10 protein-coding genes are annotated in these 12,792 nt (G+C 61.4%); 1 reads left to right on the top strand and 9 read right to left on the bottom strand.

Translation table 11 applies throughout. The annotated features are described in order from the left end of the window. Positions 1-62: 62 nt before the first annotated feature. Positions 63-1,868 carry a lipid A export permease/ATP-binding protein MsbA gene (msbA, locus tag UCMB321_RS03090; RefSeq protein ID WP_040063786.1) on the bottom strand — a complete coding sequence of 602 codons (1,806 nt, stop codon included), beginning with the start codon at positions 1,866-1,868 and terminating at the stop codon, positions 63-65. Positions 1,869-2,026: 158 nt separating this feature from the next. Between msbA and UCMB321_RS03085 the strand changes: the two genes are divergently transcribed. Then, positions 2,027-3,232 carry an O-antigen ligase family protein gene (locus tag UCMB321_RS03085; protein WP_084614789.1) on the top strand — a complete coding sequence of 402 codons (1,206 nt, stop codon included), beginning with the start codon at positions 2,027-2,029 and terminating at the stop codon, positions 3,230-3,232. Positions 3,233-3,273: 41 nt separating this feature from the next. Here UCMB321_RS03085 and UCMB321_RS03080 read toward each other — a convergent pair whose 3' ends face one another. The 8 genes from UCMB321_RS03080 to waaF all read right to left on the bottom strand — a co-directional run bounded on the left by UCMB321_RS03080 (position 3,274) and on the right by waaF (position 12,782). Beyond that, positions 3,274-4,155, bottom strand: a complete 882-nt coding sequence (locus UCMB321_RS03080; RefSeq protein WP_040063785.1) for a glycosyltransferase — start codon at positions 4,153-4,155, stop codon at positions 3,274-3,276. Further along, a complete protein-coding gene (locus tag UCMB321_RS03075) occupies positions 4,152-5,303 on the bottom strand; it encodes a glycosyltransferase family 4 protein (RefSeq protein ID WP_040063783.1) in 1,152 nt (383 codons plus the stop codon). Before UCMB321_RS03075 ends, UCMB321_RS03080 begins: the two co-directional genes overlap by 4 nt. A gap of 36 nt (positions 5,304-5,339) precedes the next feature. Further along, entirely contained in the window at positions 5,340-7,097 is a 1,758-nt protein-coding gene (locus UCMB321_RS03070; RefSeq protein ID WP_040063781.1) for a carbamoyltransferase family protein, read from the bottom strand. A 167-nt stretch (positions 7,098-7,264) separates the two neighbouring features. Continuing rightward, positions 7,265-8,719, bottom strand: a complete 1,455-nt coding sequence (locus UCMB321_RS03065) for a lipopolysaccharide kinase InaA family protein (RefSeq protein ID WP_040063779.1) — start codon at positions 8,717-8,719, stop codon at positions 7,265-7,267. Between the two features lie 39 nt (positions 8,720-8,758). After that, positions 8,759-9,565 carry a lipopolysaccharide core heptose(I) kinase RfaP gene (gene rfaP / locus UCMB321_RS03060; protein WP_040063777.1) on the bottom strand — a complete coding sequence of 269 codons (807 nt, stop codon included), beginning with the start codon at positions 9,563-9,565 and terminating at the stop codon, positions 8,759-8,761. Between the two features lie 5 nt (positions 9,566-9,570). Next, positions 9,571-10,686, bottom strand: coding sequence for a glycosyltransferase family 4 protein (locus UCMB321_RS03055; protein WP_040063776.1), 1,116 nt, complete (start codon positions 10,684-10,686; stop codon positions 9,571-9,573). A 5-nt stretch (positions 10,687-10,691) separates the two neighbouring features. Next, the gene (waaC, locus tag UCMB321_RS03050; RefSeq protein ID WP_040063775.1) at positions 10,692-11,747 is read right to left on the bottom strand and encodes a lipopolysaccharide heptosyltransferase I; all 1,056 of its coding nucleotides are present in this window, start codon (positions 11,745-11,747) and stop codon (positions 10,692-10,694) included. Further along, positions 11,748-12,782 carry a lipopolysaccharide heptosyltransferase II gene (gene waaF / locus UCMB321_RS03045; RefSeq protein ID WP_040063773.1) on the bottom strand — a complete coding sequence of 345 codons (1,035 nt, stop codon included), beginning with the start codon at positions 12,780-12,782 and terminating at the stop codon, positions 11,748-11,750. Positions 12,783-12,792 lie beyond the last annotated feature (10 nt).

The raw sequence follows: 12,792 nt of genomic DNA, 5'->3' as shown, positions 1-12,792 counted from the left end.
CCGAAGGCTTGCCTAGACAAAAACAGGGCGCAACAATCGACATTGCGCGCCCTGCCAATGGATCAGACGATCCCGACGTGTGCCGGTTCGTCCAGGCCCATGGCGTTGAGCCGGGCGTAGTAACCGTTCTGGGCCAGCAGCTCGGCATGGGTGCCGCGCTCGACGATACGGCCCTGGTCCATGACCAGAATCAGGTCGGCTTTCTCTATCGTCGACAGGCGGTGGGCGATCACCAGGGTGGTGCGCCCTTTCATCGCATGATCCAGGGCTGCCTGGATATGCCGCTCCGACTCGGTGTCGAGGGCCGAGGTCGCTTCGTCGAGGATCAGCAGCGGGGCATTCTTGAGCAGCGCCCGGGCGATTGCCAGACGCTGGCGCTGACCGCCGGAAAGCAGCACACCGTTTTCACCCACGACGGTGTCAAAACCCTGGGGCAACTGCTCGACGAAATCCTTGGCATAGGCATCCGCCGCCGCCGCCTCGATATCGGCCCGGGGAGCCCCAGCCAGATCGCCGTAGGCGATATTGTTCGCCACGGTGTCGCTGAACAGCGTGACATGCTGGGTCACCTGGGCAATGTGCCGACGCAGGTTCAGCAACCGATAGTCCTCGATCTCCACGCCATCGAGCAGAATCTCGCCGTGGTCATGGTGATAGAAGCGCGGGATCAAGGCCGCCAGGGTCGATTTGCCGCTGCCGGAGCGTCCGACCAGGGCCACCATCTGGCCAGGTTCGACGCTGAAGCTGACATTGTCCAGGACCTGGCGGTCGGTTCCCGGATAGGTAAAGCTCAGGTTGCGCACTTCCAGATGGCCACTGATCGACTCGCGTTCCACGGTACCGCTGTCGACTTCCGGGGTGACATCGAGTTGCTCGAAGATGCTTTCGGCACCGGCCACGCCCTTCTGGACCGTGGAACTGACTTCGGACAGCTGGCGGATCGGCTTGGGCAGCAAACCCGCCAGGGTGATGTAGGCGATCATGTCGCCCGCCGAAGCATCGCCACGCAGGTAAAGCACCAGGAACAACAGCACCGCCATGGCGCTGTAGATCACCATTTGCAACAACGGCGTATAGATCGCCCCGGTGCGGGTCATGCGCAACTGCCGGTCGGTGTTGCTCAGGCTGGCCTTGAGAAAGCGCTGCTGCTCGTAGGTTTCACCGCCAAAGCTGCGGACCACGCGATAGCCCTGGATGGTTTCCGAGGCGACATGGGTGACGTCGCCCATGGCGACCTGGATCTTCTTGCTCTGTTTGCGAAACTTCCTGCTGGACGAGCTGACCATCACCGCGATCAACGGCAGGATGGCAACCATCACCAGCGTCAGGCGCCAGTTCATCCACAGCAGCGAGAGAAACAGGAACACCACGGTCATGCCTTCGCGAATTACCACTTTGATCGCGTCGGTCACCGCCCCGGTGACCATGGTCACGTTGAAGGTAATGCGCGAGATCAGATGCCCGGAGTTGTGGGTATCGAAATAACGATTGGGCAAGGTCAACAGGTTGTTGAACAGCTCCACCCGCAAATCGTGGACCAGGCCCAGGGACACCCTGGCCAGGAAGAAGTTACCCAGGTAGGAACCCAACCCTTGCCAGGCGGCGATCAGCACGAGCAGTATCGGTACGGCCTGCAGCAACCGCAGGTCGCGCAGGTAAGGCACCGTTGGAAACAGGGCGGCTTGTGGGTCGGAAAGACCGTCGACGAAATATTTCAGGATGTAGCCGAGCATCGGCTGGGTCGAAGCGAATATCAGGAAACCCACGATACTCAGCGCGAACAGGCCGATATAAGGCCGAACATAGCCGAGGAGGCGGAAGTACACTTTCAAGCTCGAGGGGCTTGCGCTGAGACTGGATTCGGTCATATCACGCGGCGGTCATGAAAAAGGAGGCTGACTTTAGCACAGCTTCCCGGGTGTATTTGCACACGTTCTGACCAACAATCCCGGACCTTGACCGATGACATTGAAATGCTACCCCTCTATGATGGCCGCCGCCCCCTCCTGCGGAATGACTTGTCTGAATGCAATTCCATCGTCTTACCTCTGCGTCAAACTGTATTTTCGACTTCTTGTGTCAATGGATTCTGCCGCTAGGGTTGCTGATTTTGCTTTCAGGAATGTTCTTTCTCGAGAGCCGCAGCGCGCTGACCTCTTTTTACCTCGGGCTGTTCGGTATTCCCTCGCTGCTGATGCTCTGTCTGCGCCCGAGGGAAATCAAGACACTGCTGGGTGAGCCGATCATTGCCGGGTTCCTGGCGCTCTGTATCTGGCTGTGCCTGAGCCTGCTGTGGAGCCCTCCGGAGAACCCGGACTTCGGGATGATGAAAATTCCCCTGCAACCCCTCATGCTCTTCGCCGGTTGCGCCATGCTGCTCCAGTACCGTAGCGAGGCCCTGAAGCCCCTGATGTTCTGCGCGGCGATCATCGCCCTGGTCGCAACCATCAGCTACCTCGTACCCTTTATAAAAAACTATGCACCCAATCAGCGCATGATCGGAGGTGGAGCCTTCACCAATCCGCTGCTGAGCTCTCATCTGTTCGGCTTTTTCTGTATCTACTGGCTGTGCCTCTGCATTTCCAGCCAGCGCCTGTCGACCCTCTGGTTCAGTGTGCCGGCTATGGCCGTCATGCTAGTCGCCGTCCTGGCAACGGGTTCGCGAACCCCTCTGGTAGCCATTGCCCTGTCCATCGTGTGGTTAAGTATTGTCAGCCGCAATCGAAGAGCCCTGGCAATGATCGCCGGCATGCTGCTGGGCTCTGCCGTCGTCCTGCTGTTGTTCCCGGAGATGCTGGGCGACCGCGGCAGCTCCCATCGCCTACAAATCTGGCAAATTGCCCTGGAGCGAATCGCCGAGCACCCCTGGATCGGTCATGGGTACGACTCCGAGCTGCGCATTGATGTCGGTATGGGCTCTCCGTTTGTAGAGCCCCACAGTTTTTCTCTGGGGGTTCTCTACTACATAGGGATCATCGGCATGATCCCTTGGGCCTTCGTGTTGGTGTGGGGCCTGCTCAGCAGCTACCGACAGCGCCTCCAACCACTGTTCGTCCTCGCCTCCACGCTGCTGGTCTATGGCATAGGTGCCGGCTTGGCCGAAGGCGGCGCGGTGCTCACACGCCCGCGTGAACACTGGTTCCTGCTGTGGATTCCCCTAGCCCTGATCGCAGCACTGAATATCGTCAACCGCCGCGGCCAACTGGCAAAAACGAGGCAAACTCAAACTTGAATCACGGTTTGCCCAGGCGCCATCTGCACCGTCGCGACAATCTATCCGCTGTGCCGCGATGAAAAAAACAAGCGCCCCAAACCGCGCAAGGTCTTGCGATCGAAGTATTTGAACGGGAGCTGCTTGAGCAGCTCCCGGGCCAGTGCTCGATCTCGATTGGCGACTTTGACAAACATCGAATTCAGGAATTTGTAACGCGCGATATCGTAGCCCGGATGGTCACTGAACAACGCATAGGTCTTGAGCACGTTCTCGATCATGAACCGATGATTCTTGGACGTGTTGGTCGCATGCTGGCGGTACTGGGCCATGACCACATTCAGGACATCGATGTAATAACCGGCGTGGGTGATCTTGAGTTCGATACACAGATCCTCCAGGGGAATATCCGGATCGAAGCCGCCGACCTTGTCCAGGGCCTCACGCCGCAACATCAGCGTCGGCGCCGGCGGGAACGACTTGAGCCCCATGAACATGTCGTCGAAGTTCAGGCGCCGGAATGGCCGATCACGGCGCTGGCGCTTTTCCGACCTCAGTTCGCCATGGCTATCAATGAGCTCCATGTTACCGGCACAGATACCCACTTCGGGCTTATCCGCCATATGTGCAACCTGGATGGCGATCCGCTCGGGAGACATGATGTCATCGGAGCCGAAAGAGACGATCAGGCTACCTTTGGCCCGGGCAATGGCCCCATTGAGGGTGCGCGTCAGCCCCTGGTTCTGCTGGCTCCGGAAATCAAAACCATGCTCGGCCTGCAAACGCGTGATGCGCTCGACGCTATCGTCTTTCGAACCATCGTCGACCACCAACAGCTCAATATTCGGGTAGGTCTGGCCCAGCACGCTCAAGATGCTCTGCTCGATGTAGGGTCCATGGTTGTAGGAAGCGATGACAACCGAAACCAGCGGCTGAGAACTCATGCCCGACCCGCCTCGCGCAGACCGGTTTCGATCACATCCAGGTACTTTTGCCTGAACTCCTTGAGGGTGTGGTGCCCTTGCAGGTACTGGAAAGCCTGCTCGCCCTTGGCGCGCAGTTGCTCGTCACTCATCGCCAGATAGGTATCCAGCGCCGCTGCCAGCTGCTCCACATTGCCCGGATCGTGGGACAGGCCGCCGGCGCCTTGCACCAGCGGCAACATCGCCGGGACGTTGGAAGCAATGACCGGCAAGTGCCCGCTCATCCCCTCCAGCAAGGCCAGACCCAGCCCTTCGGTCAGCGAGGGCATGGTCCAGATATCAAACGCCCGCACGTACTTCATGGCGTCTTCTCGAAAACCTGCCAGATGCGCGCGGCCGGTCAACCCCAGACGCTCGATCTCGGCCCGCAGGTCCGCCTCGGCGCGCCCGGAACCAATGATCGCCACTTGTGCGTTCGGGTACTTGTCCTTGAGCAAGGCAAAAGCCTGCAGCAAATGGTTATGCCCCTTGATCGGCACCAGGCGACCCAATGCCCCGATGACCCTCGGCCCGAGCGCAAGGCCCAATGCCTCGCGGGCCTGCTCGCGTGACAACTGCAAAGCCTCGGACTGTTCGATATCGATGGCATTGGTGACATAGGTGGTGTTCTGCAGCGTAAAGCCGCAGTTCAACCCCACGAGATAATCCCTGACTGCCGGTGAAACACCTACAAATCGCCAGCTCGGACTGACCCAACGCTGATGATGAACACGACGATAGACACGCTCGTATTCTTCGACACCATGGACAACCGCCATGCACAGCGGGATTTTCAGCCAGCGGTTGAGCGTCAGCATCATGTTCACTGACTTGTAGCGGTTGCAAATCACCACATCGAACTTTTGCTCGCGGCAGTACTTGTAGATCTGCCACATGGCCCCCAGGCGACGTATTCCCTTGATGGCCTTATAGGGAAACTCGAAGTACTTGGAGTGCTCCGCCACGCTCAAGGGTTGCCCCGGTTCCGGGCGCCCCCTGAGATAGGCCGAAGTCACTTCGAAGCGCTCTACCGGAAGCGATTTGACAATCTGCTCCCCCAGATCGGCAAAGTCATTTTCCTTGACCCGGTAATCCGGCAGTAACTGCAAAACCTTGAAGCGGGGCTTCATACATTCTCCGTGCTGCAGTGATGCAGGCAGACACCATCAACCAAGCGAGTCATAGGCCTGCGCCCCCTCCTTGACCACTAGGATGTCCTCCATGATCAGGTACTGCAGGTCCGAGCCGAAGAACATGTTCAGGGCATCGGTGGGCGAGCAGATCATCGGTTCGCCGCGACGGTTCAACGAGGTGTTCAGCGACACGCCGTTGCCGGTCAGCACCTCCAGCGCCTTCATCATGTCGTAGTAGCGCGGGTTGTATTCGCGCTTGAGCACCTGGGCCCGGGAGGTGCCGTCCTCATGGACGACTTCCGGCACACGGGTCTTCCACTCTTCAGCCACTTCGAAGGTGAAGGTCATGAACGGTGCGGGGTGATCGATCTTGATCATCTGCGGCGCAACGGTGTCGAGCATCGACGGGCAGAAAGGCCTCCAGCGCTCGCGGAACTTGATCTGGTGGTTGATCCGATCCGCCACGCCGGCGACGCTCGGGCAACCGATGATCGAACGACCGCCCAGGGCCCGCGGACCGAACTCCATGCGGCCCTGGAACCAGGCCACCGGATTGCCGTCGACCATGATCTTGGCGATCTGCTCCGGCATGTTGTCGAGCTTGCGCCACTTCGGCGCGTTCTCGTGACGCGCGCAGGCGGCGATCACGTCTTCGTTGCTGTAGGACGGGCCGAGATAGACATGCTCCATCTTCTCCACCGGCACACCGCGAGCGTGGGACACGTAGGCCGCCGCGCCCACCGCCGTACCGGCGTCGCCGGAAGCCGGTTGCACGAACAACTCCTTGATGTCGTCGCGGGCAATGATCTTCTGGTTCAGCTTGACGTTCAGCGCACAACCGCCGGCAAACGCCAGCTTGCCGGTTTCCTTGAGAACATCGCCCAGGTAGTGGTCGATCATCTGCAGCGAGATCTTCTCGAACAGCGCCTGGATGCTGGCGGCGTAGTGAATGTACGGCTCGTCGGCCACATCGCCCTGGCGCTTGGGGCCCAGCCATTCGATCAGTTTCGGCGTGAAGAAGAAGCCCTTGCCCTTCTCCTTGTAGCGACGCAGGCCGACGACGTTGGCGTAGTCGGTGTTGATCACCAGTTCACCGTTTTCGAACGAAGCCAGGCGCGAGAAATCGTACTTGCTGGCATCGCCGTAAGGGGCCATGCCCATCACCTTGAACTCGCCATCGAGCATATCGAAGCCGAGGAACTCGGTGATCGCGCCGTACAGGCCGCCCAGGGAGTCCGGATCGTAGAACTCCTTGATCTTGTGGATCTTGCCGTTTTCACCGTAGCCGAAGAAGGTGGTGGCGTACTCACCCTTGCCGTCGATACCGAGGATCGCGGTTTTTTCCTTGAACCCGGAACAGTGGTAGGCACTGGATGCGTGGGCCAGGTGGTGCTCGACCGGTTCGATCTTGATTTTCTTCGGATCGAAGCCCAGTTGCTCCAGGCACCAGACGATCTTGCTGCGATAGCGCTTGTAGCGGCGGTTGCCCATCAGGATCGCATCGAGGGCGCGATCCGGGGCGTACCAATAGCGCTTGGCGTATTGCCAGCGGGCCTTGCCGAACAGGCTGATAGGGGCGAACGGAATGGCCACCACATCGACGTCGGACGGTTTGATACCGGCCTGCTCCAGGCAGAACTTCGCCGACTCGTAGGGCATGCGGTTCTTTGCATGCTTATCGCGCACGAAGCGTTCTTCTTCAGCGGCCGCGACCAGCTTGCCGTCAATGTACAGGGCGGCGGAAGGATCATGGCTAAGGGCGCCGGACAGGCCAAGAATCGTCAATGCCACAGGGGTCTAGCCTCTTGAAAGTCTGCATGCAGGCGGCAATGCGCCTGAGAAAATGTGTTCCCGCCAAGGGCGGCAAACAGCTAAAGGGCGGGATTATAGCAAGGATTACCAAGGGAACTGACACTGGGCAGACGATCAATCTCGCTTCGCCTACCCCTCTTCCCAGCTCAGCCCTGGGGGAACGCGCTCGACCGGGGCAAGCGCTGATCAATCACCTGATACAACGCGCTGCTCGCCGGCCAGTTGCGCATGAAACGCGCGCGATCCCGGGCATAGGCCTTGGCAAAGCTGTGCGGCGAGGCATGCTGGCGCATCGAATCCAGGTCGATCAGCACCCAGCGGTCATCCTGCCAGAACAGGTTATGCCCCTTGAAATCACCGTGACTGATACGTTCGCGAATCAACTCGGCAAACAACTGCTCCAGCGCCTCGAGCTCGGCCGGCGGCACTTCGCCCGACTCCACGTACGGCGCAAAGCGCTCGATCACATCCGGCCCGGCCAGATGTTCGGTGAGCAGATAGGCGCGGCTGCGCAGCCAGAAAAACCGGCGCTCCAGCACGGCGAGCGGCTTGGGCGTGGCGATCCCGAGGAACTCCAGGCGATTGCCCTCGCGCCAGGAATGCCAAGCCCGGGTCGGCCGCCAGAAACGCTTGAGCCAATGGCTGAAACCCTTGATGTTGTAGCGTTTGAGTACCAGCGGACGGCCGTCGATATCGACCCGCCCCACCGTTGCCGAGCCGCCATTCTTGTACAGCGGGCCTTGCGCGAGCAGCGCATCGGCCTGTTCCAGCACCGGGCCCAGCAGCGCTTCTTCTTCGCGACGAATCGCCCGCAGGCCGAACGCCCCATCGCGGACACTGAACAGCGTGCACTCGCGCGCCACCTTGCGCAGGAAGTCTTTCAAGCGCCAGCCACGCACCTTGTCCACCTGCTTGAGCAAGGCCTCCAGCGGTAACGCATGCTCGCCGTTGCTCAGCAGGTAATGCACCAGCAGCTCTTCGATAAAGGGTTCGAGCGCCTTGGGCAACTGGGCGAAAAACACCCCGAGGTTTTCCAGCACCTTCTGCCGCGACAAAGGCTTGCCCGCCTGTTCGACGCGGATCCCGGCACCATCGATCAAATACAGTTTGCCGTCCTGGAGCAGCAGATTGTCCAGGTGCAGGTCGTCCTGCCACAGGCCCTTGCCGTGCATCTGCGCAATCGCCGTCAGCGCCTTGGCCAACACCTGTTGCTGCTCATCGGCCAGCAGCGGCAGCGATTCAACCTTGCTCCAGGCATCAGCCAGGCTCTCGGCGCCGTCGAGAAACTCGAACAGCAACCAGCCGCCCTCGCCTTGCTTCAGGCCATCGACCAACAACAGCGGCGTGCTCAGGCCTTGCTCGGCCAACAGTCGGGCACCCCGTCGTTCACGCTGGAAGTGCCGTGCCGCCTTGCGCCCCACCAGCAATTTGGCGAGCACCGTACGCCCACGCCAGACCCCGGCACCGACATAACGCCGGCCAGGCAGCACACGCAACAGACTCAACAACTGCAGTTGCGCGCTGCCGGCGGCGTCCTCCAACTCCACGCCCAGGGGCAATGCCGGAGCACGTCCGGCCGCTTTCAATTCAGACAAATGCATCAACGATTTCCCTTCACGAACGACGCAGGCGCAGCCACATCAGAGTGCGCCGCCGTAGCGCTGTTTGCGCCGGTAGAGTTTTTCCGCCCTGCGCTCCAGCCAGGCCAACAGCGGCGCTTCATCCCGCAGGATCTGGCGCAGCGGCTGCTGAAAGTAGCCCTTCAGGAAGCGCAGCTTGTCGCGCCGGGTCAAACCGATATCCAGCGCCGAGAAATAGAGTCCCGCCAGATCCTTGTTGCGCCAACGCAGCGGGATGGCCGCACGGGTCTGGGCACGGTGCAGGTCGATGACCGAGAGCTTGAAGTCGTCGGCGGTCACCGTCTTGTCGGTATGCAGCAGGAAGTGGCAGATATAGCAGTCGCGATGATTGACCCCGGCACGGTGCATCATGCCGGTCATACGCGCCACCTCGGCGATCAGCGCACGCTTGAGCCGCGGCTCCGGCGGCTGCTTGGGCCAATCCATGCAGTAGAATTCGAGGCTGATGGTCGGCGCCAATTCCTCAGTGACGATGAACGAGTGCTGGTCCGCCGGGTTGCGGCCACGCTCGCCATAGGCCACGGCGGTCATGGTCGGCACCCCGGCTTCCTGCAGGCGCTGGATCGCCTGCCATTCCTGGCCCGCACCGAGGACCGGCCGCTTGGCGGTCATCAGGTTCTTGAAGATCTCGCGCCAGCCGATGCCACGGTGGATCTTCACGAAATAACCCCGGCCGGCGACTTCCGTACGCAAGGTACGGCGGGCTTCCAGCTCACGGTAAACCTCCCCCTCCAGGCGCTCCACCTCGGCGAACGCATCGCGTCCGCCCCACAAGCGCTTGAACGGTTCGGCCAGCATCAACTTCATCGGTTTTACTCCGCCAGGATCTTATCCGCCGCGCACTGCGGCAGGCTGTAGAGGTCGGTCGTCTCGGCAAAGGCCAGGCCATGCCGGCTCCACGTCAGGCGCGCGGCCTGATCGGACAACATCCGCTCCAGGTATCGATTGAGCTGGGCCTGTTCGAAAGGCTCATCCAGCACCAGGCCGCAGTCAGCTTCAGCGATGTAATGGGCATAACCGCAGACCCCGCTCACCAGCGCCGGCAACCCGGCCACCAGGGCTTCAAGCAGAACCATACCGGCATTTTCGTCGTAGGCCGGGTGAATCAGCAAATCTGCGCCCAACAGGAAACGCGGGATATCGCTGCGACCCTTGAGGAACTGCACCTGCTCACCCAATCCCAGCGCCACACTCTGCGCCTGGAAAGCCTTGGCATTGTCCTGGCCGATGACCAGGAACCGGGTGCGTTTTTTCAAGGCCGGCGGCAACGCGGCCAGGGCCTTGAGGCTGCGATCGACGCCTTTCTTCTTGAACCCGGAACCGATCTGCACCATCAGCAGCTCATCGTCCGCCAGCTTGAACTCACGGCGAAACCCGGCGCGTATCTCGGCGGCGTTGGCCGGTGCCCGGCGATCCAGGGAAATCCCCGGCGGCAGCATGTGAAGGCGCTCCAGGGGCGTGTCGTAATACTTGATGAACAGCCGTTGCTCGGCTTCGGAGATCATCAGGATTTCAGCCTTCGCCCCCCTGCCGAACACCGCCCGCTCATACTCGGCGAAATGACGATAGCGGCCCGAGAGGCGGTAGAACGCATTGTGCAGATTCTGCGCCTTGTCTTCATAGCAGCTGTCGGCGGCGTAATAGACATCCAGGTCGGGCATCTTGTTGAAACCGACCAACCGGTCCACCGGATCCCTGGCCAGATCGGCTTTTACCCAGGCACTGAACTTTGCATAGCGCCGATGATTGAACAACGCCTTGACCGGCACCACCCGCACATCGAAGCCAGGCGGGATATCGCCTTCCCACTGCAGGGTATAGACACGGATCCGGTGCCCGCGCTGCTGGCATTCCAAGGCGATGCGCATGAAGTCACGCTGCAAGCCGCCAAAGGAAAAGTATTTGTACAGTACAAAAGCCAGATGCATCAGTGCTATTCCTCGGTCATTAACAGTGCGCTCAGTCGGCTTGCCACACGCTCGGGGTTCAAACGCGTGAAGCACAACGGCCACTCGCGCTTCAGATCGAAGCGCTGCTGGTCCTGCGCGGTCGGCACGTAGGTGCAGGTCCTTTGAAGACAGGGCGCACAGGGAAAGTTGCTCGCCAGATGGATCTGCGACCGGCCATAGGCACCGGTCAGGGCCGAATTGGTCGGACCGAACAGCGACAGCGTCGGCACATCCAGCGCGGCGGCCAGGTGGCCGAGACCGGTATCGACCGCCACGCAGGCACTGGCATTGGCCAGTACTTTCGCGACCCCGGCCAGGTTCAGCCTGGGCAGGACCACGACATGTTTCAGATTGCGGGCGATACGCTCGGCCCGGGCTTTTTCCTCGGCATTGCCCCAGGGCAGCTTCACCGACACGCCCAACGGCCCCAAGCGCACGGCCAGTTCGCGCCAGTAGGCTTCCGGCCAATGTTTGGTGTCCCAGGTGGTACCGTGCAGAAACACCACGAAGGGGGCCTTGCGCGGCAACTCGATCAGCTTGTCGACATTCAAGCCATAGTCGCCCAACCCCTTGGGCAGGTCATACCCCAGCGCAACGGCAAACAACTGGCGCACGCGCTCGACGGCATGCTGACCGCGCGCCACCGCCAGGCGCCGCGAATAAAAGCGGCTGGCCAGGGGTTCGCCGGCCGACTGTTTGTCCAGCCCGGCCACCGGCGCCTTGACATAACGGGTCAGCAAAGCGCTTTTCACCAGACCCTGGGCATCGATCACCAGATCGTACTGGTTGGCGCGCAGGCTCTGCTTGAAACGCCGCCACTCGCCGCTCTTGATCGTCTGCCAGATATTCTTGCGCCAGCGGCGGATCGCCACCGGAATCACCTTGTCCACCGCCGGGTGCCAGCCCGGGACCTCGGCGAACCCCTCCTCGACCACCCAGTCGAAACGGATCCCGGGAATCGCCCGCGCCGCATCGGTGAGCGCCGGCAAGGCGTGAATCACATCGCCCAGGGAAGAGGTCTTGACCAGCAATACGCGCAATTAGTGGACCTCGACCGGAGTGCCGAGCAAACGCTGCAAGGCTTCGTTCACCGGGGTCGACTCGAGTTGGCGCAGGCAATTGTAATGGCCGAAGCGGCAGGTGCGGTCGAAGCAGGGACTGCACTCCAGGCCCAGGCGGACGATTTCCACCTGGTCCGCCAGCGGCGGGGTGAAAGCCGGCGACGTCGAGCCGTAGACCGCCACCAGCGGACGGTTCAACGCCGCGGCGACGTGCATCAGTCCCGAGTCGTTGGACACCACCGCATCGGCGCAGGACATCAGGTCGATGGCCTCGGCCAGGGAGGTGCCGCCACTGAGGTTCACCGCCTCCTCCCGCAGGCCCGGGATCAAGCGCTGACGAATGTCCTCGCCGACCGCATGATCGTTCTTCGAACCGAACAGCCAGACCTGCCAACCCTCGCGAATCCGCGCCTCGGCGACCTTCGCGTAGTGCTCCGACGGCCAGCGCTTGGACTCGCCGAACTCGGCCCCCGGGCACAGCGCCAGCACCGGGCGGTCCAGGCTCAGTTCGAACTTGGCCAGCGCCGCGTCGCGGCTGGCGGGGTCGATCCGCAGGCTGGGGCGCGGATACGGCGTCGGCAGGCTCTCACCCGGCGCGTAGGCCAGGGCCATGAAGCGCTCGATCATCAGCGGATAACGTTCCTTGTCCAGCTTGCGCACATCGTTGAGCAGGCCGAAGCGCAACTCGCCGCGCCAGCCGGTGCGCTTCGGCACGCCGGCAAAAAACGGCACCAAGGCCGACTTCAGCGAGTTGGGCAGCAGGATCGCCTGGTCGTACTGACCGGCCAGGGATTTGCCGATGCGCCGCCGCGTGGCCAGCTCCAGAACACCGTGGCCGAGCGGAAAGCTCAAGGCGGCCCGGACTTCGGGCATGCGCTCGAGGATCGGGCGGCTCCATTCCGGGGCCAGCACATCGATCTCGCACTGCGGATGACGCTGCTTCAGGCACTGGAACAGTGTCTGAGCCATCACCATGTCACCGACCCAGCTGGGCCCAACGATCAGAATATTCATAGGCTTCCAC

It is taken from the genome of Pseudomonas batumici, from assembly GCF_000820515.1.
Taxonomy (GTDB): Bacteria; Pseudomonadota; Gammaproteobacteria; order Pseudomonadales; family Pseudomonadaceae; genus Aquipseudomonas; species Aquipseudomonas batumici.
The sequence above is the reverse complement of the archived record's forward strand: the minus strand, read 5'-3'. Positions and strand labels throughout refer to the sequence as shown.

Coding starts and splice junctions, on each gene's coding strand:
- msbA (WP_040063786.1), bottom strand. CDS start 1,868: ATGACCGAATCCAGTCTCAGCGCAAGCCCCTCGAGCTTGAAAGTGTAC.
- UCMB321_RS03085 (WP_084614789.1), top strand. CDS start 2,027: ATGCAATTCCATCGTCTTACCTCTGCGTCAAACTGTATTTTCGACTTC.
- UCMB321_RS03080 (WP_040063785.1), bottom strand. CDS start 4,155: ATGAGTTCTCAGCCGCTGGTTTCGGTTGTCATCGCTTCCTACAACCAT.
- UCMB321_RS03075 (WP_040063783.1), bottom strand. CDS start 5,303: ATGAAGCCCCGCTTCAAGGTTTTGCAGTTACTGCCGGATTACCGGGTC.
- UCMB321_RS03065 (WP_040063779.1), bottom strand. CDS start 8,719: ATGCATTTGTCTGAATTGAAAGCGGCCGGACGTGCTCCGGCATTGCCC.
- rfaP (WP_040063777.1), bottom strand. CDS start 9,565: ATGAAGTTGATGCTGGCCGAACCGTTCAAGCGCTTGTGGGGCGGACGC.
- UCMB321_RS03055 (WP_040063776.1), bottom strand. CDS start 10,686: ATGCATCTGGCTTTTGTACTGTACAAATACTTTTCCTTTGGCGGCTTG.
- waaF (WP_040063773.1), bottom strand. CDS start 12,782: ATGAATATTCTGATCGTTGGGCCCAGCTGGGTCGGTGACATGGTGATG.